Consider the following 19,986-nt stretch of genomic DNA (forward strand, 5'->3'; position numbering starts at 1 on the left):
AGGGCTATCTGGGGAATTAACGACTGTGGAGTGTACAAGAACTTGTGAGTAGACAGAACTTCGGTTCGTCAAAAGCATACACGATGAAGCAGTAAGTAGTGTTTGTGAGAACCTACAATTCTCAATATGAGTATATTTGCACATATTTTGAGTAGCAGAACATATGCCAAGAAAAAAGACAGCCGTATTTGTGACTGTGATCACAGCACTTCTTGTTGTAATGGTGCTGTCAGTTGCAATGAGCGTGCATCACTATGAGAAAACTGTTTTAATTACGCTGGATGCTGCAGGTGAACAGGCAGCAGAAAATGAGACTGGATTAGCAGAAATTCGACGACAGCTAGAGGCTGATAAGGCAGATGCTTCAACGGGAACCATGTTTTGGAATGGTTCTGTTTGTGTTACAAAGTATCGCGCCTGGGGCGGCAGAACGACAACATATTATGTATGCCCTTATTTAAGTGCAGTATCGACAGAAACAATAGGTGATACACCAAAGGAGTGGACAGTTTCGCTTTCATTTGCCATGTGTGCAACACAGGGAGAGGAACTTGTTAATTTTAATAAAAAATTTGCTGTGCGAGATATCGAATTAAATTGCCGTGCAGGAAAGGATGCAGCAATCTTGTCAGCGGCATATAATGATATGGATATGACAGATATTAATGGAGATCTTCTTTCGTATACATTCCGTGACAAGGAAGAACTGACAACTGATACAAGTGTTTATGCGAAGTTGATGATGGTATCAAAAAAATCGCTGAATCAAATTGAGGCGGAAGCTAAGGAAGGAACAGATGAGAAAGATAGTGTTATGGTAAACTGGGCATTTCGTCTTGAGGAAGATGGCCGCCTAGTCAATAATTTTGATGGCGTTCAGGTGGAAATTCCGTACACAATGGAGGAAACAAATGATTGATCATGGAACATTGCTGTCCATTCCGTTTCTGAAAAAGAGCCGTTTTACCGGATCAGACAGAGGAATGCGCTACAGCATCTATAAAGTAGAAGAAACGCGTGTAATACCAAACGATGCATCTGAGGAAGCACCAAAGGAAGAAAAAGTAACGCTTCTAGAGGCAGCCGCCTGTCCAGGACCATTTTCCGTGGATTTTACAAAGCCAGAGCTGTTTACAAAAAAGCGTTTTTCATTTGATGATGAAGGTCGTGCAGCCGCAGTTGACTGGCTCAATGAGCTCTACGAAGAAAAGCGCGAGTTCTTTGAGGATGTTTATATTCATCCGGATAAATATTATAAAGAGCATCATAAAACGGACGAATAAAAGGTTTGTATGGCAAGACACTTGCATATTTATCAAAATGTGGTATGATAGCAAAGGCAAACATTGCAGCTTTTGTTGTTAAGAATTGCAAAGAAAGGGAAAAATTATGAGCAAGCAGAATCTGGCGGTTATTTTTGGAGGACAGTCCTCTGAGCATGAGATTTCATGTATGTCCGCATCTAATATTATTCAGTGCATTGATGCACAGCGTTACAATATCATTTTAGTAGGAATTACAAAGGAAGGTCATTGGGTAGAGGCCGCTGATCTTAATGCAGTTCAGGATGGATCCTGGAGACAGTCAAAGACAAGTATTGTATTGTCACCAGATGCAACTAGAAAAGGTCTTTATCGTATGAGCGAGGACGAAAAGGCACAGTTTGTTCATCTTGATGTGATTTTCCCGGTACTGCATGGTTTATACGGAGAGGACGGAACTGTTCAGGGCTTATTTAAGCTTGCAGGTATTCCGTTTGTTGGATGTGGTCTCTTTGCATCAGCTGCCGGTATGGATAAGCTTTACACAAAGATTATAGTCGATACCCTTGGCATACGTCAGGCAAAGTATGTTCCTGTTTACAAGGAAGAGCTGCCTAAAATGGATGAGGTAGTTGCAAGAGTAGAGAGTGCACTGGAATACCCAGTATTTGTAAAGCCGTCAAGAGCTGGCTCCTCTAAGGGTGTAAATAAGGCAGCAAACAGAGAGCAGCTTAAGAATGCATTGATTGAAGCAGCAGATAACGACAGAAAAATTCTGGTAGAAGAGACTATTATCGGCCGTGAGGTTGAGTGTGCAGTTCTCGGAAATCTTGATGTAAAGGCATCTGGTGTTGGTGAGATTCTTTCAGCAGATGAGTTCTACGATTTTGATGCAAAGTATTACAATTCCGAGTCTAAAACACTTGTTGATCCGCCGATGCCAGAAAATATGCGTGAGCAGATTCGTGAGGATGCTGTAAAAATCTTTATGGCACTTGATGGAAGAGGACTTTCAAGAGTTGATTTCTTCTTAACTGAGAGCGGTGTTGTGTTTAACGAAATCAATACCCTTCCTGGATTTACAGCAATTAGTATGTATCCGATGCTTTGGGAAGCACAGGGCATCCCGAAGAAAGAGCTTGTTCAGAAGCTGATTGATCTTGCATTCGAGCGCTGATTATAGTTGTGCAGGCAGGGTCTATATATAGAAAGGCAAGTGAAAAACATGACAAAGGACGTACTTGTAACGGTGCGTGGACTTCAGATGACACCGGACGGAGACGATACTATCGAAGTGACAACGACTGGAAAGTATTATGAAAAGGATGGAAAACGCTATCTTTTCTATGATGAGATTGGCGATGATACCAACCTAATTGTAAAAAATTCGATCCAGATTACAGAAGAACATGTATCTGTCAGCAAAAAAGGGCTGATCAATGCGCAGATGAATTTCGAGAAGGAAAACAAGCTTGTCAGTGTATATGAGACGCCTTATGGACAGATGGAGATGGGAATTTACACCACGGGGATCTGTCTGGATGAACAGGATGATTTTTTGGAACTGAAGCTAAAGTATCTGCTTGAGATCAACAACCAGCATATCAGCGACAGTGAAATTCTGGTTCAGATTCGCCCACAGCAAAACTGATCAGAAGATAGTAAAATAAAAAGCCATGTATCAATGCGATACACGGCTTTTTGTTTGCTGCTTTATTTATTTTTCTTTCCCTTAGACTCTGTTTTCTCAGCAGTTGTATTCTTTGCGCTCTTATCTTTTTTGAAGCGTGCAAAGAAACCTTTCTTCTTCGGCGGTGCCGGGATTGCTCCGCCGCGTACACTCTTAATTTCGGTGATGTAAATACCGCTGACAACAGCCTTGACTTCTTTCTTTACCGGAAGGATTTCATATACCTTCGGGTCGGCAATAAGAGTCATGATTCTAGGACCAACCTTTGCTTTTACAAAAGGCATCTTCATGCGGCGCATGTACTTTGGAGTCTGTTGCAAAACCATATCAGGAAGATTTGCATCCTTAAGTTTCATTTTCTTTTTGTCGATAATTAACATGGATAGCGTTTGTTTCATCGCATCCATCTGCTCTTGAGAAACGGCCTGTTTTCTCTGCATTTTGGAGCCTACAAAATAAAGCACTACCAAAAGCACAAGAATTACGGCAAGAATAATGAGCAAAATTTGCCACCAAGTCATTTGGCTTCCTCCTATCTGTCGTTCTGCCTTCTGCAGAACATTATCAGAAATATTATAACATCTTAACAAATAGGTTGCAACACAAATTTATCTTGAATTTGTCTTGAAATAAGTCATATTGAAAGAAAACGCAGAATAAAATAGATGGGGAAATAGATTTGCTTAGGAAAGGCGGTGCTATAATGAAGGGAAAGATCGTGACATTAGTATTATTATTTTTGGCATCGCTTTTGTTTCCGTATACTATGACGATTCTTTGTTTTGATACTGGTTTTATGTCTTATCAGCCAGAAGATTTGTATAGCGTGGTTCTTGAAAATGAAAAAACAGTTTCAGCAGAACAGTATCTTGTTGGCATTTTAGCGCAGGAGATAGATCCTTCAATGGAGCAGGAAACATTGAAGGCACAGGCTATTTTAGCAAGAACGTGGCTGTATCGTGCTATGGGAACAAAAACTTCTGTCTCAGAGAGTGAGCTTGCCATTCATGCGATGACGCTTTCACAGATGAAAGCAGTGTGGGGCGATGATGAATATCTATATTATGAAAAATTATATGCAGCAGTGATTGAAACTGCCGGGCAGTGCCTTTATTATGGTGATGGGCTTGCAGCACCGCTTTTTCATAAGATCAGCGCCGGGATGACGCGCTATGACCAGACAGGAGATTGTCCGTATCTTGTTGGTGTCGATTGTGTGTATGATGCTGAATCACCGGGATATCAGACGGTAAAACAATTTACAAAAGAAGAATTTGCAGGTAAGCTTAACCAGATTGATGATACGAGACAGCTTTCGGTACAGGTGAATGCAGCGGATGTGGCGCTGACACTTGATGCACAGGGTTATGTTATGAATTTACAGGTGTCAGAGATTAGTTTTTCAGCAGAGGAAGCAGCGTTGGCACTAGGTATTCCGTCACTTTGGTTTCGACTTGAAGATTACGCAGATACGATTAGAGTAATCGCAAAGGGTATTGGACATGGATATGGAATGAGTCAGTATGGAGCAGACAGGTATGCAGGGGAGGGACGAGATTATAAATGGATTTTACAGCATTATTTTCAGGGATGTGAGGTAAAGGACAGTTCAAGCAGATAAAAGCTTTAAATATTTCTTTGTTTCTTCGTATAACCGCACAAATATTGGCAAGAATAGGACTAAAGGGAGCAGGAGAAAGTTCCTGATCGCCTAATATACATTGTGCAGTTGTAATCGCACAGAAATGGAGATCATTATGAGAAAGTGGTATGCGTTTTTATCGGGGAAGAAGATGCTTGGCATTGGACTTGGCGCAGTCGTAGCACTTACTGCACTTTTGGCAGTGAATTTTTATCGTGAGCAAAATGACAGGTATGTGACAACAAATGGGAGTGAAGCGCTGACACAAGCAGAACAGGCTAATAAAACACAATCAGATGGGATGCCGTCTGAGGCAAATCAGGTGGCAGAGGAGATGAACCATGAGCTTCCAGTTGGAAGTGAAGTTGGCGAGCAGCAGCTCGCAGAGCAGTCAGGGGAAAGTGAGGAGCTTGCCGCAAATGATGCGTCTGGACAGAATGCAAATCAGGACAGTATCCAGAATACAGAACAGGCAGCATCAGATGAAGTGGCAGAGGTTGCAGGTCAGACAAGCCTTGTATCCATGAATTTAAATTTTGACTCATCAAAGAAGCTTCAGTGGCCAGTTGCAGGAAGAGAGCTTATCAAGTCTTTTTCAATGGACGGACTTGTATATTATCCAACATTAGAGGAATATAAGGTGTGCCCGGCAATTATGGTACAGGCAAAACCAGGTGATGCCGTTTTAGCGCCGGCAGACGGCGTTATCTCAAAAATCGCAGCAAATGAGGAGATTGGAACATATCTTTGCGTAACGCTTGGCGATGAATATCAGGCGATTATCGGAAATATGGACAATGTTTCAGTGGCAGAAGGTGATTATGTATTAAAGGGAACTGTGCTTGGCGGACTGGCAGAGCCGACTAAATATTATGTCACAGAAGGACCTAATTTATATTTTGAACTGCAAAAAAATGGAGAGCCGGTTGATCCGCTTGATTATCTTGAGTGACAGAGCTTTGATACCAGATTGCAGGCAAGCTTGTACCGATTTTGGCTTTATGCTCTTTTAACCTAGGTATCTTCAAAAATAAATCATGAAAAAACGCGCAGGACCTAAATTCTGCGCGTTAAAATTATTGCAGCAATATAAAGCCGCATCTCGATGTTAGATTGTTTCATGTAATTACGGCCGAATGCCCTTTGACATGTTGCTGTTGTGGTAGCGCGGATCAAGAGTTACATCCTCGCCAAACCACTTTGGAGGAATAAAGCTTCTGGCAGCAGATTCATCAGGAAACTCAACCTCAACGAGCAGTACACCGTTTAAAGCACCGTCAAAAATATCTAGCTCGGCAGTCAGATCGTTACCAATCGGGATGCGGTAGCGTGTCTTTGAAATTACAGTGCCGTCAGCTTTTACAATAAGATGCTCATAGGCTTCTTTTGTAAGCGGCAGGTTATATTCCTCACGAACCATCATGCCAGCTCCTTTGTATGTCATATAATAAGAATCACCGTCTCTTCGCACGCGCACGACAGGGGCAGTACACAGATATCCCTGTTCGATGCGTGTGTGTGGATATGATTCCAAATTGTCAGGAAGCTTAACTGGGACAAATTTACGTTCAATTTCCATAATAAATACCAGGCCTTTCTATTGTTTATTGAAGTTCACGAGAAAAGTTTGCGAACCGTGAACGCCTATAATGATTTTCAGAAATCAGTATATCCCATGTTGACAGATTCATCAAGATTTTTTATACTGAGGTCAAAAAAAGAAAGGCAGGAAAAAAATATGGTTTACGCATTTATGGCAGATGGCTGTGAAGAGGTTGAGGCATTAGCAGTGATTGATCTTCTTAGAAGAGCAGGAGAAGAGGTAGAGCTTGTTTCTATACATAATAAAGATATGACACAGGGCTCTCATGGAATTGGAATTAAAAATGATGTCATGCTAAAAGATATTTTTGTTGATGCAGCAGATACTTTATTTTTGCCGGGCGGCGGTGTTGGAACTAAGAACTTAAAAGCGTGCGAAGAGCTTTCTAAGCTGCTTGTTTCACACAATGCAAAGGGTGGACGTATTGCAGCAATCTGTGCAGCGCCGAGTGCACTTGGCATTTTAGGCATTTTGGAAGGAAAGAATGCAACATGTTATCCAGGCTTTGAAGACCAGTTAAAGGGAGCTAAGTTTAAGGCCGTTCCAGTTGTTACCGATGGAAATATTACAACAAGCCGCGGCATGGGTACATCTATATTGCTCGGACTTGAGTTAGTAAAGCTGCTAAAAGATGAGGAAACATCAAAGAAGCTCGCAGAAGCAATTATGATGCCGTAATTATCGCTTGCAATTTTGAGGCTTGTGTTGTATAATCGTATATTGCAGACATATGACTAAAATAGATAGTAGTTAGATGTGGCAAGCGTCATATGATAAGGACGAAAGTTTTTTTAGGAGGAACCAGTAATGAGTGTACAGGTAGAAAATCTGGAAAAGAGCATGGCAAAGCTGACAATTGAAGTCAGCGCTGAGCAGTTTGAGGCAGCCATGCAGAAAGCATATATCAAGAACAAGGGCAGAATTCAGCTGCCTGGTTTCCGCAAGGGCAAGGCACCTCGTGCTATGATCGAAAAGATGTACGGCGCAGGTATCTTCTATGAGGACGCGGCAAATGAGATTATTCCGGAAGCTTACGAAGAGGCAGCAAAGGAGAGTGGTTTAGTAATCACTTCTCAGCCAGAGATCGACGTAACACAGATCGAGAAGGGCAAGTCCTTCATCTTTACTGCAACTGTAGCAGTTAAGCCGGAAGTAACTCTTGGCGAGTATAAGGGTCTTGAGTATGAGGCACAGCCGGTAGAAGTTACCGACGAAGAGGTTGAGGAAGAACTGAAGAAGGTTCAGAATCAGCAGGCAAGAACTGTAACTGTAGAGGATCGTCCGGTAGCTGACGGTGACATCGTTACCATCGACTATGAGGGATTTGTTGACGGAACTGCATTTGCAGGCGGCAAGGGTACAGATTATGATCTGACCATCGGCTCTCACAGCTTCATCGATACTTTCGAGGAGCAGTTAGTTGGCAAGAATGCTGGCGAGGAGACTGAGGTTAACGTTACCTTCCCAGAGCAGTATCATGAGGCTAGCCTGGCAGGAAAGCCGGCTACATTTAAGGTAACTGTTAAGGCAATCAAGGCTAAGGAACTGCCAGAGCTTGATGATGAGTTCGCAAGCGAGGTTTCCGATTTCGAGACTCTTGATGAGTACAAGGCTGATTTAAAGGCTAAGGCTTTAGAGCGCAAGGAGAAGGAAGCTAAGACTGCAAAGCAGAACGCTTTAGTAGACAAGGCTGTTGAGAATGCATCCATGGAGATCGCAGACGCTATGATCACTTCTCAGGCACGCAACATGGCAAATGATTTCGCACAGAGACTGCAGATGCAGGGCATGACTGTTGATCAGTATCTTCAGTACACTGGTCTGACAAGAGAGGCTCTTGTTGATCAGATGAAGCCGCAGGCTGAGACTCGTATTAAGAATCGTCTTGTTCTTGAGGCAATTGCTAAGGCTGAGAACATCGAAGTTTCTGACGAAGAGGTTGAGGCTGAGATGCAGAAGATGGCAGACGCATACAAGATGGAACTTGACAAGGTTAAGGAGTATCTTGGTGAGGCTGGCAAGGATAGCTTAAAGGATGATCTGGCTGTACAGAAGGCAGTTGATCTGATCGTAGACAGCGCAAAATAATTTGTAACTATAAACAGAGGCAGCGGCAGGAAGCCGCTGTCTTTTGGAAAGGATATGGTGACATATATGGCATTAGTACCTTATGTGGTGGAGCAGACAAACCGCGGAGAGCGTTCTTATGACATTTATTCCCGTCTTCTCAAAGAGAGAATTATTTTCTTGGGCGAGGAAGTGAATAATGTAACAGCAAACCTGATCGTGGCACAGCTGCTGTTTTTGGAGTCTGAAGATCCAAACAAGGATATCAGCTTTTACATCAACAGCCCGGGTGGTTCCATCAGCGATGGTATGGCAATTTACGATACGATGAAGTACATCAAGTGTGATGTATCTACAATCTGCATCGGTATGGCAGCCAGCATGGGCGCATTCCTTTTATCAGGAGGAACCAAAGGCAAGCGTTATGCGCTTCCAAATGCGGAGATCATGATTCATCAGCCGTCTGGTGGTTCCCAGGGTCAGGCAACTGATATGAAGATCGTTGCTGAACATATTCTGAAAACAAAGGCACGCATGAACAGACTTATGGCAGAGCATACAGGCCAGCCAGTTGAGAAGGTTGAGGCAGATACCGAGAGAGATAACTGGATGACAGCTGAAGAAGCAAAAGCATATGGCTTGATTGATGAGATTATCACGAATCATTGATGATTAAAGGGGATTGACTATGGCAACAAGATCAGAGGATTTACGCTGCTCTTTCTGTGGAAAGTCGCAGAGACAGGTGCGCAAGCTGATTGCGGGATTAAACGGAAGTTACATCTGCGATGAGTGTACTGAGATTTGCTACGAAATTCTTCAGGAAGAAGAAAATGGCGAGGAAGAAGCAGGCGGATATAATCCAGGAGACATTAACCTGTTAAAACCAAAGCAGATCATGGAGCATCTCAACCAATACGTAGTTGGACAGGATGAGGCAAAAAAAGCACTGGCAGTAGCTGTGTACAACCATTATAAGCGCATTACCCACATTGAAGAGAGCAGTGACGTTGAGATTCAAAAGAGTAATATTCTCATGCTTGGTCCGACTGGTTCAGGAAAGACTTACATGGCACAGTCGTTGGCGAAGTTACTCAATGTTCCGTTTGCAATTGCAGATGCAACTTCTCTGACAGAGGCCGGTTATGTGGGTGAAGATGTTGAAAACATCCTGTTAAAGCTGATTCAGGCAGCCGATTATAACATCGAGCGTGCAGAATACGGTATCATTTATATTGACGAGATTGATAAGATCACGAAGAAGTCTGAGAATGTATCTATTACCAGAGACGTTTCCGGTGAAGGTGTTCAGCAGGCATTATTAAAGATTTTAGAGGGAACCGTAGCAAGCGTTCCGCCGCAGGGTGGAAGAAAGCATCCGCATCAGGAGCTTTTACAGATTGATACCACCAACATTTTATTTATCTGCGGAGGTGCATTTGACGGTCTTGAAAAGATTGTAGAGAGCCGTCTTGGAAGTGGATCAATTGGATTTGGCGCTGAGATTATTGGAAAGGATGAGCGCAGCATCAGTGAATTGTTTGCGCAGGTGCTTCCAGAAGATTTGGTAAAGTTTGGACTTATACCAGAGTTTATCGGACGTCTTCCTGTTATGGTATCGCTTGAGCAGCTTGACGAGGCAGCTCTTGTAAAGATTCTTACAGAGCCGAAGAATGCGATTACAAAGCAGTACACGAAGCTGTTTGATATTGACGGTGTAAAGCTCACCTTTACAGAAGATGCAGTCAAAGCGGTTGCGAAGAAGGCACAGGAAAGAAAGACCGGTGCAAGAGGCTTACGAGCAATTCTGGAGTCCGTCATGATGGATACCATGTACGAGTTGCCTTCTGATGATACAGTAGGAGAATGTATCATTACTGAGCAGACAGTAGAGGGAACAGAAAAGCCGCAGATCGTGCGCCGCGATATTGAGGTTGTAAAGCGGGAAGAAAGAGCCCGCAGATTCCTGAATAAATCCGGGGAGACTGCCTGACAGTCTCCCCCTTTCTATTTTTATAAGGGAGAAAAAAAGTGCAAAATACATTAATTACAATCGCTCTGCGTGGAATCACCGTATTGCCGCGTATGAGGATTTATCTGGATATGAACAGGCCGATGTCGATTGCAGCGGCGACCAATGCACAGAAGACAAATCAGAATGTATTTCTGGTTGCACAGAAGGATCCGAGTGTGGAAAATCCGGGGCAGGAGCAGCTAGAGCAATTTGGTGTTATTGCGCAGGTAAAACAAATTATTAAGGGGCCCGAAGACAGCTTCCGTGTGCTGGTCACAGGTCTGCAGTCGGCAAAGCTAGAATCAATTGAGGAATATGTGCCAAATTTGATTGCAAGGGTGACTGTTTTTGAGTCAGAAAAAAGCGATGAACAAGAAATACTGGCAGATGATTTAGACAAAGAGGATCAGGAAAAAGAAATTGAGAAAGAGGCTAAAATTCGTGTACTCAAGGATCTGATTGAACAATACTGCCGTGTTCAGCCAAAGGCCAGCAGGGAACTGGCCAATTTGCTGCTGCAGCACATGGATATCGGAGGCTTTTGTGCACTTATCGCATGCAATTTGCCTATGAAGCAGCAGGAACGTCAGAAATATTTGGCCGCATATCCGGATGAGGAAAAACGCTACGAATTTATTTTGGAGTGGCTAAGCAACGAAACGCTTGTAGAGCGATTTCGCGCAGAATACCAGAGCAAGGTGAAAAATGCGCTTGATAAGCAGCAGCGTGACTATATTTTGCGTGAACAAATGCGCCTTATTCGAAAGGAACTTGGTGAGGGAGCAGAATCTGCGGCAGACCGCTACGAAAAACAGCTAAAAGAGCTTAAAGCACCAGAAGAAGTAAAAAAACAGCTTGAAAAAGAAATTAAGCGTCTGCGCAGCAATCCGATGGATGGTCCAGAAAGCAAGGTTAGTCAGAATTATATTGAGACATTGCTTGAGATGCCATGGGAGGAGCGCACCAAAGAGCATATCTTGATACGTGCAGCAAGAGAGGAACTTGATAAGGATCATTATGGTCTTGAAAAGGTAAAGGAGCAGGTGTTAGAATTTCTTGCTGTCAGACAGCTGCAAATGAATGCGCAGGAAGCTGATAAAGAGCAGGAAAAAACACAGCCGCGAAAAGGCGGTCGTATTCTTTGCCTTGTAGGACCGCCTGGAACTGGAAAAACATCAATTGCCCGCTCCATTGCTTCTGCATTAAATCGTAAGTATGTGCGCATCAGCCTTGGTGGTGTGCATGATGAGGCTGAGATTCGCGGTCATAGACGAACATATGTCGCGGCGATGCCGGGGCGTATTGCGCAGGCCATCAAAAAGGCAGGTGTTATAAATCCTTTAATGCTTCTTGATGAGCTTGATAAAATGGGAAGCGACAGTTTGCATGGAGATGTATCATCTGCTATGTTAGAGGTACTTGACCCAGAACAGAACGCAACATTTACAGATCACTATCTTGAGGTACCGCTTGATCTTTCCAATGTATTATTTGTCGCAACAGCAAATAATTTACAGACAGTTCCGCAGCCATTACTTGATCGTATGGAGATCATAGAGGTCAGCAGCTATACTGAAAAAGAAAAATATCAGATTGCCAGTCGTTTTCTGCTTCCAAAGCAGATTGAAGAGGCAGCGCTGCCAGAAGGTCTATTAAGAGTGGATCAGAGTGCACTTGAAAAGGTGATAAGCGGATATACAAAAGAGGCGGGTGTTCGTGGACTTGAAAGACAGCTTGCTATTATTTGCCGCAAGGCTGCTCTAAAATATCTTGAGGAAAACTGCGAACAAATTGAAGTCACACCAGACAATTTATCAGATTATTTAGGCAGAGAGCGCTTCCGCAAAGAAGAAATAGCAGCAAAGGGCGAGCCAGGAATTGTCAGAGGTTTGGCATGGACAAGTGTAGGTGGTGTAACTCTTGAAGTTGAAGTAAATGTAACACCGGGTAAGGGTCAGATGAAGCTGACAGGAAAGCTTGGTGATGTCATGAAGGAGTCAGCGCAGGCAGCACTTAGTTGTGTACAGAGTGTGGCAGGTGAGTATGGTATTGAAAGTGATTGGTTTGAAACACATGACATACATATTCATATTCCAGAGGGTGCAGTGCCAAAGGATGGTCCGAGTGCCGGAATTACGATGGCAACGGCAATTCTTTCTGCAGTAACAAACCGTGCAGTGCGGCCGGATGTAGCAATGACTGGTGAGATTACGCTTCGTGGTCGTGTACTTGCGATTGGTGGCTTAAAGGAAAAACTTCTCGCGGCGAAGGCAGCAGGTGCAACGCTTGTATTTGTGCCGGCTGATAACCGTGCAGATTATGAGGAGTTGACAGATGAAGTAACAACAGGGCTGTGTGTGCGCTTTGTAACGCATATGCGCGAAGTTATAAAGGAGGTTTTTGAGGCATGATTATCAAATCAGTCAATCTGGAGACAGTCTGCGGTATAACGAGCAAGCTTCCAGAAAATGAATTTTCAGAATTTGCATTTGCGGGAAAATCAAATGTAGGAAAGTCTTCTTTGATTAACGGTCTGATCAGCCGTAAGGCATATGCGCGTACATCAGCAGAGCCGGGAAAGACACAGACGATTAATTATTATAAGGTCGAGTATCGCGAGAAGTCTCAAAAAGAGATAGAAGCACAAGGCCTTGACGCTTCCTATGCGCAGGAAAAAAGTGTTTATTTTGTTGACCTGCCAGGATACGGCTTTGCAAAGGTTTCAATGGAAACAAAGGAAAAGTGGGGAAAAATGATAGAGAGCTATCTGCACACCTCAAAGCCGTTAAAGGGAGTATTTTTGCTCGTAGATATTCGTCACAAGCCGTCCGCAAACGACTGCCAGATGTTTGACTGGATGGTTAACTCAGGCTTTTCACCAGTTGTCATTGCAACAAAGCTCGATAAGATTAAGAGAAGTCAGCTTTCAGCAAGAGTAAAAGAGATACGAAGTACACTTGGAATGAAATCAAGTGAGGTATTAATCCCGTTTTCTGCTGAGACTAAGCAGGGACGCGAGGAGATCTGGGCGTATATAGATAGTAAGAATGAAGAATAGTTTTTACTTGCAGTTTCTCCACATTTATGTTATACTTCACTGTGAATTATCAGATATTCGAGATAGGAGGATGAAGATATGAAGGAAACTAAGACCTTAACAAGCAAGACTTTGCAGAACACCATGGCAAAGGGTGGCTGTGGCGAGTGCCAGACTTCTTGCCAGTCCGCATGTAAGACTTCCTGTACAGTAGGAAATCAGAGCTGCGAAAACAACAAGTAATTTTTCTGGACTTGGTTGATGGAAAGCCGGGGAGGAAACTCCTCGGTTTTCCATTGTATGCATTTTTATGATACCAGGGTCAAAAGCTCCAAAAGCCGTTCGTGCTTGCACGATTAGGTTTTTGAGCTTGGGACCCGCAAAAACATGAGGATGCAGCGATTTTCAAGGAAAATCAGCGAATCCGAATGTTTTTAGAATTGCGAAAGTTGCATAGCAACGGAGCAATTCGTGGATATCAGTTGGGGGCAAAATACCTTTTGACCCCAACATCATTTTTATGAAGAAGGATAAAGATAAGAAAGGTTGAATAGTAGTGATACATCAATATAAGAGCCATGGCTACAACATTGTTATGGACGTAAACTCCAGCGCTGTACATGTAGTAGATGACGTGGTATATGATATGATTCCTGTATATGAGAAGCAGGAAGACAAGGAAGCCATTTTTGCTTCTCTTGACAGTTACCCAAGAGAAGAGCTTGAGGCGGCCTACGAAGAGATCACCCGTTTAAAGAATGAGGGAATGCTGTATACAGAAGATATTTATCAGAAGTATATGACAGACTTCAAAAAGAGAAAAACGGTAGTGAAGGCACTTTGCCTGCATATTGCCCATGATTGTAATCTTGCCTGCAAGTATTGCTTTGCTGAGGAAGGTGAGTATCACGGACGTCGTGCACTTATGAGCCTTGAGGTCGGCAAGAAGGCACTCGACTTTTTAGTTGCAAACTCTGGAAACCGCAGAAATCTTGAGGTCGATTTCTTTGGTGGTGAGCCTCTTATGAACTGGGATGTCGTAAAAGAGCTTGTAAAATATGGAAGATCTCTTGAAAAAGAGCATAATAAGCTGTTTCGTTTTACACTGACCACAAACGGTGTGCTTTTAAACGATGAAGTAATGGAATTTTGTAATAAAGAGATGAGCAATGTGGTGCTTAGTCTTGATGGAAGAAAAGAAGTAAATGATAAAATGCGTCCTTTTAGAAACGGAAAGGGAAGCTATGATTTAATCGTTCCAAAATTCCAGAAGTTTGCAGAAAGCCGCAATCAGACAAATTATTATGTTAGAGGAACATTTACAAGAAATAATCTTGATTTTTCAAAGGATGTGCTTCATTATGCTGATCTTGGTTTTAAGCAGATGTCTATGGAGCCGGTTGTTGCATCACCAGAGGATGATTATGCAATCCGTGAAGAAGATCTGCCGCGTATCCTTGAAGAATATGATAAGCTTGCTGATGCTTATTTGGAATATCGAAAAGCTGGAAAAGGATTTAATTTCTTCCACTTTAATATTGATTTGACACAGAGTCCATGCGTGGCAAAGCGTTTGTCAGGCTGTGGCTCTGGAACAGAATATCTGGCTGTCACCCCGTGGGGTGATTTCTATCCGTGCCATCAGTTTGTTGGACAGGAAGAGTTTTTACTTGGAAATGTTTATGATGGTATTGTAAAGCAGGATATATGCGATGAATTTAAACAGTGCAATGTATATGCAAAGCCAGCCTGTCAGAATTGCTTCGCGAAGTATTATTGCAGCGGCGGCTGTAATGCAAATGCATACAACTTCACAGGTTCTATCACAGGTTCCTACGATGTTGGATGTAAGATGCAGCAGAAGCGTATCGAGTGTGCCATCATGATTAAGGCAGCACTTGCTGACATGGAAGAAGAGACAGGGGCATCTGCTGATGTTGCCGGTGAAATCTCCCACGTGTGTTAACATGAATTAGTACGGATCTTAGATCTGTATGAAAAAGGAGACTATCTTAGACAGCCTCCGAATAGAGAAGGAGATAGAAAGATGAGCAAGAAAAAAGGGATTATCCGTCTGGTTGTGCTTTTGGCAGTCATCGCATTTGTCGTATACACAGCCGTCAGCGGCCTTGGAAGTGATCGTTCAGGAAGTTTAAACGACATCAGCCTTGGTCTTGACCTTAGAGGCGGTGTCAGCATCACCTATGAGGCAGTAGGCGATGTAAACAGCCAGGATATGTCCGACACGAAGGCAAAGCTTGAAAAACGTGTGCAGGATTATTCAACTGAAGCACAGGTTTATTTTGAGGGATCTGACCGTATTACGGTAGACATTCCAGGTGCAACAGATGCAAATGCAGTTTTGCAGGAGCTTGGAAAACCAGGTACCTTGATTTTCTGTACGGATTCAAGTGATCCAGAGGGAACCAAGGTCATGGACGGAAATCAGATTAAGGACGCACAGGCCGGTGCAAGAAGCAATGCAACAACAAATGCAAGAGAGTATGTTGTAAATCTGACGCTGACATCTGATGGTGTCGAGGCATTCTCAAAGGCAACAGAGGAGTTAGCACCTAAAAAGGGCAGAATTTACATTATGTATAACGGCGAGGTGTTAAGTGCCCCGACTGTAAATGAGCATATTGCGTCTGATACATGCTCCATCACTGGTATGGGTGATCTTGAGGCAGCACAGACACTTGCTTCCAATATTCGTATCGGAGCACTGCCTGTTCAGCTGCAGGAGATGCGTTCTCAGGTAGTTGGTGCAAAATTAGGACAGGATGCAGTTCGTACAAGCCTTATGGCAGGTGTGATCGGTCTGATCTTAGTATTTGCTTTCATGATTATCTACTATCGTATTCCAGGTTTGGCAGCATCTATCGCGCTTGTTATGTATACTGCGTTTGTAATTGTTCTGTTAAGTGCGTTTAACGAGGAAATTACACTGACACTTCCAGGTATTGCCGGTATTATTCTTGGTATTGGTATGGCTGTAGATGCAAACTGTATTATCTTCGCACGTATCCGTGAGGAGATCGGAGCTGGAAAGAGTGTTCGTACAGCAATTGATGCAGGATTTGCTAAGGCATTTTCTGCAATCATCGATGGAAATGTTACTACATTGATCGCAGCAGGTGTTTTGTATTTTATCGGTTCTGGTACAGTAAAGGGCTTTGCTCAGACATTGGCTCTTGGTATAGTTGTATCCATGTTTACAGCACTTGTAATTACAAAGAATATCTTGAAGAGCTTTTATGCAGTTGGTCTGCAGGATGAAAAGCTGTATGGAAAGACTGTTTACACAAAAACATTTAACTTTATTGGAAAAAGAAAGCTGTTCTACAGCGCATCAGGTATTGTTATTGCAATCGGTATTGTTGCGATGGTAGTCAGTGGTGTAAAGGGTCATATCTTCAACTACAGTCTTGATTTTATTGGCGGTGCTTCCACTAGCGTAACCTTTAATGAGAATTACAGTGTTGAGAAACTCGAAAGTGATGTACAGCCAGTTGTAAGCGAGGTAACAGGTGACAATGATATCCAGATGACACCTGTAACAGGAAGCAACGAGGTTATCATTAAGACAAGAACACTTACTGTAGATGAAAGAGATGCACTTTACAGTAAGCTGTCAGAGACCTTTGGAGTAGATGAGAGTACCATTCAGACTGAAAATATCAGTGCTGCAGTCAGCAGTGAGATGAAGCGTTCTGCAATTTTGTCTGTCATTATTGCAGCAATCTTTATGTTAATTTACGTATGGATTCGTTTCAAGGAGTTTAGCTTTGGTGCAAGCTCTGTTCTTCCGCTTCTTCACGATGTCTTTGTTTTACTGGCATTTTATGCAGTGCTTCGCTGGACTGTAGGAAATACGTTTATTGCTTGTATGCTGACTCTCGTTGGATATTCTATCAATGCGACAATTGTTGTATTTGACCGTATCCGTGAGAATTTGCACACTAACAAGAATTTGGCAGAAGTTGTCAATGTTTCTGTTACACAGACATTGTCACGAAGCATCAATACCTCTTTGACAACTCTTATCATGGTAGTAGTTCTTTATATTCTTGGTGTAACATCCATCAAGGAGTTTGCACTGCCGCTTATCGTAGGTGTTATCTGCGGATGCTATTCTTCTGTATGCATCGCAGGCTGCCTGTGGTATGATTTAAAGAACGCTCTTGACAAGCGTAAGGCAAAGAAGGCTTCTAAATAAGGTAAGTAATAATGGAATATGAAATTTTAAAAACAGAGGGACGGGCTAAAAGAGCCCGTGTCTCTACCGTTCATGGAGAAATTCAGACACCTGTATTTATGAATGTTGGTACAGTTGCCGCAATTAAAGGTGCTGTATCAACAATGGATTTAAAGGAAATCCATACACAGGTAGAGCTGTCCAATACGTATCATCTTCATGTAAGAACGGGAGATAAGCTGATCAAGCAGTTTGGCGGTTTGCATAAATTTATGAATTGGGACCGCCCGATTCTGACAGATTCCGGCGGTTTTCAGGTATTTTCTCTTGCCGGAATGAGAAAGATTAAGGAAGAAGGAGTTTACTTCCAGTCTCATATCGATGGCCATCGTATTTTTATGGGGCCAGAGGAGAGTATGCAGATTCAGTCTAATCTTGGTTCTACTATTGCAATGGCATTTGATGAGTGTCCGTCTTCTGTGGCAGACCGCAGCTATATCCAAAACAGCGTAGAGCGTACCACAAGATGGCTTGCACGCTGTAAGACAGAGATGGCACGTTTAAATTCACTTGAGGATACAATAAATCCGCATCAGCTGTTGTTTGGAATTAACCAAGGCGGTGTTTATGAGGATATCCGTATTGAGCATGCAAAACGCATAAGCGAGATGGATCTTGATGGTTATGCAGTCGGCGGACTTGCAGTTGGAGAAAGCCATGAGGAAATGTATCGCATTTTAGATGCAGTGGTACCATATTTGCCAAAGAATAAGCCAACTTATTTAATGGGTGTTGGAACTCCGGCAAATATACTTGAGGGTGTTGACCGCGGAATTGATTTCTTCGACTGTGTATATCCAAGCAGAAACGGCCGTCATGGTCATGTTTATACAAAGCATGGCAAGCTTAATCTGTTTAATGCCCGCTATGAGCTTGATTCAAGACCAATCGAGGAAGGCTGTCAGTGTCCGGCATGCCGTGCTTATAGCAGAGCGTATATTCGTCATCTGCTAAAAGCAAAGGAAATGCTTGGCATGCGTCTGTGCGTTCTTCACAATTTGTATTTTTATAATAATTTAATGACTGAAATTCGTGAAAGCATTGACAATGGATGCTTTGCGGAGTATAAAAAGAATATGCTCGAATCTATGGCTGCCGGTCCACAGGACTAAGTCATATTCACCTCGGGGCATTGCCTTAGAATTTTAGATTCGAATACGAAATTACAAGCTGCATATGCAGCGGAAATGAGAGGAAACTATGAAGAAGAAGTTAGCAGCTGCAGCGGCAGTTATGACCGCACTGTTTTCTATGACAGGATGTGCGACAACAGCAGACGGTGCCGCAACTGGCGCAAATGGAGCAACCAGCCTGATTATGATCGTTGGCTATATGGTAATCATCATCGGTGTTATGTATTTTGTTGCAATTCGTCCTCAGAAGAAGGAGCAGAAGAAGCAGTCTCAGATGTTATCTGCACTTGAAGTTGGCGATATCGTTTTGACAACTTCCGGTTTTTACGGAACTGTTATCGATATTACAGATGATACAGTAATCGTAGAGTTTGGAAACAATAAAAACTGCCGTATCCCGATGCAGAAGAGTGCAATCGTAGAGGCTGAAAAGCCAGACGCTGAATAATCAAGATATAATAAAAGAGCTACTGACATACTAGAATGTATGCCGGTAGCTCTTTTTTATTTGCGCTTTCGTTCTTCACGTTTTTCTTTTTCAGCAGCTTTTGCTCGTTCATCAGAGGCATCCTGACGTCTTTTTAATTCATCAATGACACCTGTTACAACCTGTTTTTTCATGTATATATCATAAATCGTCATGCACAGAAACGTAAATAGCTGCAGGTAAGAATCTTTCTCATCATCATCGCAGGAAAAAGTTTCCTTTGAAGTCTCAAATTTATGGCGAAGATCGTCTGCAAGCGGTTTGATGCCATTATCTGCGTATGAAAAAATCTTACTATAAATTTCGGCAAAATTAGGAGAACTGTTTTCATCCCAGAAATGCTGTGTCAATGGCTTTAGCATAGTTTCAATATCGCTGATTGACAGAAAACTTTTCATATAGTAAATAAGAATCAACTGTAGGATATGATTTTCTGTGTATTTTTTTCTGACCGGAGAAGGAAGCAGGTTGTTTTTGGCGTAATTATTGATCATAGTTTTTGTTAAAACCTTATCCTCATCATAGCGCCTTGTAGCACCAAGATGTGTATCCATAAAGGTTGTCACCTGATCCATGTAAAGGTCAATGTTCGGAATCTGATCAGCGTGTATATAGTCAAAAGAGCTGATTTTATCAAGCAGCTGTGAAAAAAGCTCATCGTTAGTCATTTAAAGCCTCCTAAATATTGTGTAGCAATGTTGACGTTCACGGGACGCCCATTCACAAAACCGCACGTTCCGTGCGTCGTTGCAAAACGTCTAACTGGATGCGTGAACTGTAATAACTACATTAT

The 19,986-nt window shown here is 42.7% G+C and carries 20 protein-coding genes; 17 read left to right on the top strand and 3 right to left on the bottom strand.

Translation table 11 applies throughout. The features are described from left to right. Positions 1–163 precede the first annotated feature (163 nt). From WJP93_RS05660 to WJP93_RS05675, 4 genes are all read left to right on the top strand, one after another. Positions 164–919 (top strand): hypothetical protein, encoded by a 756-nt coding sequence (locus WJP93_RS05660; protein ID WP_118612392.1) that lies wholly within the window; start codon positions 164–166, stop codon positions 917–919. After that, complete coding sequence (locus WJP93_RS05665; protein ID WP_337547279.1) at positions 912–1,283, top strand: hypothetical protein; 372 nt, start codon at positions 912–914, stop codon at positions 1,281–1,283. Before WJP93_RS05660 ends, WJP93_RS05665 begins: the two co-directional genes overlap by 8 nt. 106 nt (positions 1,284–1,389) lie before the next feature. After that, positions 1,390–2,439 carry a D-alanine--D-alanine ligase family protein gene (locus tag WJP93_RS05670; RefSeq protein ID WP_337547280.1) on the top strand — a complete coding sequence of 350 codons (1,050 nt, stop codon included), beginning with the start codon at positions 1,390–1,392 and terminating at the stop codon, positions 2,437–2,439. Positions 2,440–2,487: 48 nt separating this feature from the next. Beyond that, positions 2,488–2,913 carry a DUF1934 domain-containing protein gene (locus WJP93_RS05675; RefSeq protein ID WP_337547281.1) on the top strand — a complete coding sequence of 142 codons (426 nt, stop codon included), beginning with the start codon at positions 2,488–2,490 and terminating at the stop codon, positions 2,911–2,913. Between the two features lie 62 nt (positions 2,914–2,975). Here the strand turns inward: WJP93_RS05675 and WJP93_RS05680 are convergent, their stop codons facing one another. Then, on the bottom strand, positions 2,976–3,473 hold the full coding sequence (locus tag WJP93_RS05680; RefSeq protein WP_227100441.1) for a hypothetical protein: 498 nt from the start codon (positions 3,471–3,473) through the stop codon (positions 2,976–2,978). Between the two features lie 182 nt (positions 3,474–3,655). Here WJP93_RS05680 and WJP93_RS05685 point away from each other — a divergent pair, with 182 nt between their 5' ends. Next, positions 3,656–4,573, top strand: a complete 918-nt coding sequence (locus WJP93_RS05685; RefSeq protein WP_337547282.1) for a SpoIID/LytB domain-containing protein — start codon at positions 3,656–3,658, stop codon at positions 4,571–4,573. Positions 4,574–4,709: 136 nt separating this feature from the next. After that, a complete protein-coding gene (locus tag WJP93_RS05690) occupies positions 4,710–5,546 on the top strand; it encodes a M23 family metallopeptidase (protein WP_262536545.1) in 837 nt (278 codons plus the stop codon). 174 nt (positions 5,547–5,720) lie between these two features. On the opposite strand, the gene WJP93_RS05695 is transcribed toward WJP93_RS05690, so the two are convergent. Beyond that, entirely contained in the window at positions 5,721–6,173 is a 453-nt protein-coding gene (locus tag WJP93_RS05695; protein WP_118612398.1) for a CYTH domain-containing protein, read from the bottom strand. 159 nt (positions 6,174–6,332) lie between these two features. Here WJP93_RS05695 and WJP93_RS05700 point away from each other — a divergent pair, with 159 nt between their 5' ends. The 11 genes from WJP93_RS05700 to yajC all read left to right on the top strand — a co-directional run bounded on the left by WJP93_RS05700 (position 6,333) and on the right by yajC (position 19,154). Beyond that, a complete protein-coding gene (locus WJP93_RS05700) occupies positions 6,333–6,875 on the top strand; it encodes a DJ-1 family glyoxalase III (RefSeq protein WP_066558532.1) in 543 nt (180 codons plus the stop codon). 129 nt (positions 6,876–7,004) lie between these two features. Then, the gene (gene tig / locus WJP93_RS05705) at positions 7,005–8,285 is read left to right on the top strand and encodes a trigger factor (protein WP_227100437.1); all 1,281 of its coding nucleotides are present in this window, start codon (positions 7,005–7,007) and stop codon (positions 8,283–8,285) included. A gap of 66 nt (positions 8,286–8,351) precedes the next feature. Further along, entirely contained in the window at positions 8,352–8,933 is a 582-nt protein-coding gene (gene clpP / locus WJP93_RS05710; protein WP_227100436.1) for an ATP-dependent Clp endopeptidase proteolytic subunit ClpP, read from the top strand. 19 nt (positions 8,934–8,952) lie between these two features. Beyond that, a complete protein-coding gene (clpX, locus tag WJP93_RS05715; RefSeq protein ID WP_337547283.1) occupies positions 8,953–10,257 on the top strand; it encodes an ATP-dependent Clp protease ATP-binding subunit ClpX in 1,305 nt (434 codons plus the stop codon). A 38-nt stretch (positions 10,258–10,295) separates the two neighbouring features. Then, the gene (lon, locus tag WJP93_RS05720; RefSeq protein WP_337547284.1) at positions 10,296–12,689 is read left to right on the top strand and encodes an endopeptidase La; all 2,394 of its coding nucleotides are present in this window, start codon (positions 10,296–10,298) and stop codon (positions 12,687–12,689) included. Beyond that, a complete protein-coding gene (gene yihA / locus WJP93_RS05725) occupies positions 12,686–13,336 on the top strand; it encodes a ribosome biogenesis GTP-binding protein YihA/YsxC (RefSeq protein ID WP_337547285.1) in 651 nt (216 codons plus the stop codon). Before lon ends, yihA begins: the two co-directional genes overlap by 4 nt. A 78-nt stretch (positions 13,337–13,414) precedes the next feature. After that, positions 13,415–13,558, top strand: coding sequence for a six-cysteine ranthipeptide SCIFF (gene scfA / locus WJP93_RS05730; protein ID WP_066558499.1), 144 nt, complete (start codon positions 13,415–13,417; stop codon positions 13,556–13,558). 313 nt (positions 13,559–13,871) lie between these two features. Further along, the gene (gene scfB / locus WJP93_RS05735; protein WP_066558497.1) at positions 13,872–15,281 is read left to right on the top strand and encodes a thioether cross-link-forming SCIFF peptide maturase; all 1,410 of its coding nucleotides are present in this window, start codon (positions 13,872–13,874) and stop codon (positions 15,279–15,281) included. Positions 15,282–15,362: 81 nt separating this feature from the next. Then, positions 15,363–17,534, top strand: a complete 2,172-nt coding sequence (gene secD / locus WJP93_RS05740; protein WP_337547286.1) for a protein translocase subunit SecD — start codon at positions 15,363–15,365, stop codon at positions 17,532–17,534. Between the two features lie 11 nt (positions 17,535–17,545). Further along, positions 17,546–18,685 (top strand): tRNA guanosine(34) transglycosylase Tgt, encoded by a 1,140-nt coding sequence (gene tgt / locus WJP93_RS05745; RefSeq protein WP_337547287.1) that lies wholly within the window; start codon positions 17,546–17,548, stop codon positions 18,683–18,685. A gap of 205 nt (positions 18,686–18,890) precedes the next feature. Then, a complete protein-coding gene (gene yajC, locus WJP93_RS05750; RefSeq protein ID WP_066558570.1) occupies positions 18,891–19,154 on the top strand; it encodes a preprotein translocase subunit YajC in 264 nt (87 codons plus the stop codon). Positions 19,155–19,210: 56 nt separating this feature from the next. Here the strand turns inward: yajC and WJP93_RS05755 are convergent, their stop codons facing one another. Further along, a complete protein-coding gene (locus tag WJP93_RS05755) occupies positions 19,211–19,861 on the bottom strand; it encodes a DUF1836 domain-containing protein (protein ID WP_337547288.1) in 651 nt (216 codons plus the stop codon). Between the last annotated feature and the right edge of the window lie 125 nt (positions 19,862–19,986).

Source organism: Anthropogastromicrobium sp. (assembly GCF_037349415.1).
Taxonomy (GTDB): Bacteria; Bacillota; Clostridia; order Lachnospirales; family Lachnospiraceae; genus Anthropogastromicrobium; species Anthropogastromicrobium aceti.

Excerpts from the sequence above, each read along its gene's own strand:
- WJP93_RS05660 (WP_118612392.1), top strand. The coding sequence starts at position 164 with ATGCCAAGAAAAAAGACAGCCGTATTTGTGACTGTGATCACAGCACTT.
- WJP93_RS05665 (WP_337547279.1), top strand. The coding sequence starts at position 912 with ATGATTGATCATGGAACATTGCTGTCCATTCCGTTTCTGAAAAAGAGC.
- WJP93_RS05670 (WP_337547280.1), top strand. The coding sequence starts at position 1,390 with ATGAGCAAGCAGAATCTGGCGGTTATTTTTGGAGGACAGTCCTCTGAG.
- WJP93_RS05675 (WP_337547281.1), top strand. The coding sequence starts at position 2,488 with ATGACAAAGGACGTACTTGTAACGGTGCGTGGACTTCAGATGACACCG.
- WJP93_RS05680 (WP_227100441.1), bottom strand. The coding sequence starts at position 3,473 with ATGACTTGGTGGCAAATTTTGCTCATTATTCTTGCCGTAATTCTTGTG.
- WJP93_RS05685 (WP_337547282.1), top strand. The coding sequence starts at position 3,656 with ATGAAGGGAAAGATCGTGACATTAGTATTATTATTTTTGGCATCGCTT.
- WJP93_RS05690 (WP_262536545.1), top strand. The coding sequence starts at position 4,710 with ATGAGAAAGTGGTATGCGTTTTTATCGGGGAAGAAGATGCTTGGCATT.
- WJP93_RS05695 (WP_118612398.1), bottom strand. The coding sequence starts at position 6,173 with ATGGAAATTGAACGTAAATTTGTCCCAGTTAAGCTTCCTGACAATTTG.
- WJP93_RS05700 (WP_066558532.1), top strand. The coding sequence starts at position 6,333 with ATGGTTTACGCATTTATGGCAGATGGCTGTGAAGAGGTTGAGGCATTA.
- tig (WP_227100437.1), top strand. The coding sequence starts at position 7,005 with ATGAGTGTACAGGTAGAAAATCTGGAAAAGAGCATGGCAAAGCTGACA.
- clpP (WP_227100436.1), top strand. The coding sequence starts at position 8,352 with ATGGCATTAGTACCTTATGTGGTGGAGCAGACAAACCGCGGAGAGCGT.
- clpX (WP_337547283.1), top strand. The coding sequence starts at position 8,953 with ATGGCAACAAGATCAGAGGATTTACGCTGCTCTTTCTGTGGAAAGTCG.
- yihA (WP_337547285.1), top strand. The coding sequence starts at position 12,686 with ATGATTATCAAATCAGTCAATCTGGAGACAGTCTGCGGTATAACGAGC.
- scfA (WP_066558499.1), top strand. The coding sequence starts at position 13,415 with ATGAAGGAAACTAAGACCTTAACAAGCAAGACTTTGCAGAACACCATG.
- secD (WP_337547286.1), top strand. The coding sequence starts at position 15,363 with ATGAGCAAGAAAAAAGGGATTATCCGTCTGGTTGTGCTTTTGGCAGTC.
- tgt (WP_337547287.1), top strand. The coding sequence starts at position 17,546 with ATGGAATATGAAATTTTAAAAACAGAGGGACGGGCTAAAAGAGCCCGT.
- yajC (WP_066558570.1), top strand. The coding sequence starts at position 18,891 with ATGATCGTTGGCTATATGGTAATCATCATCGGTGTTATGTATTTTGTT.
- WJP93_RS05755 (WP_337547288.1), bottom strand. The coding sequence starts at position 19,861 with ATGACTAACGATGAGCTTTTTTCACAGCTGCTTGATAAAATCAGCTCT.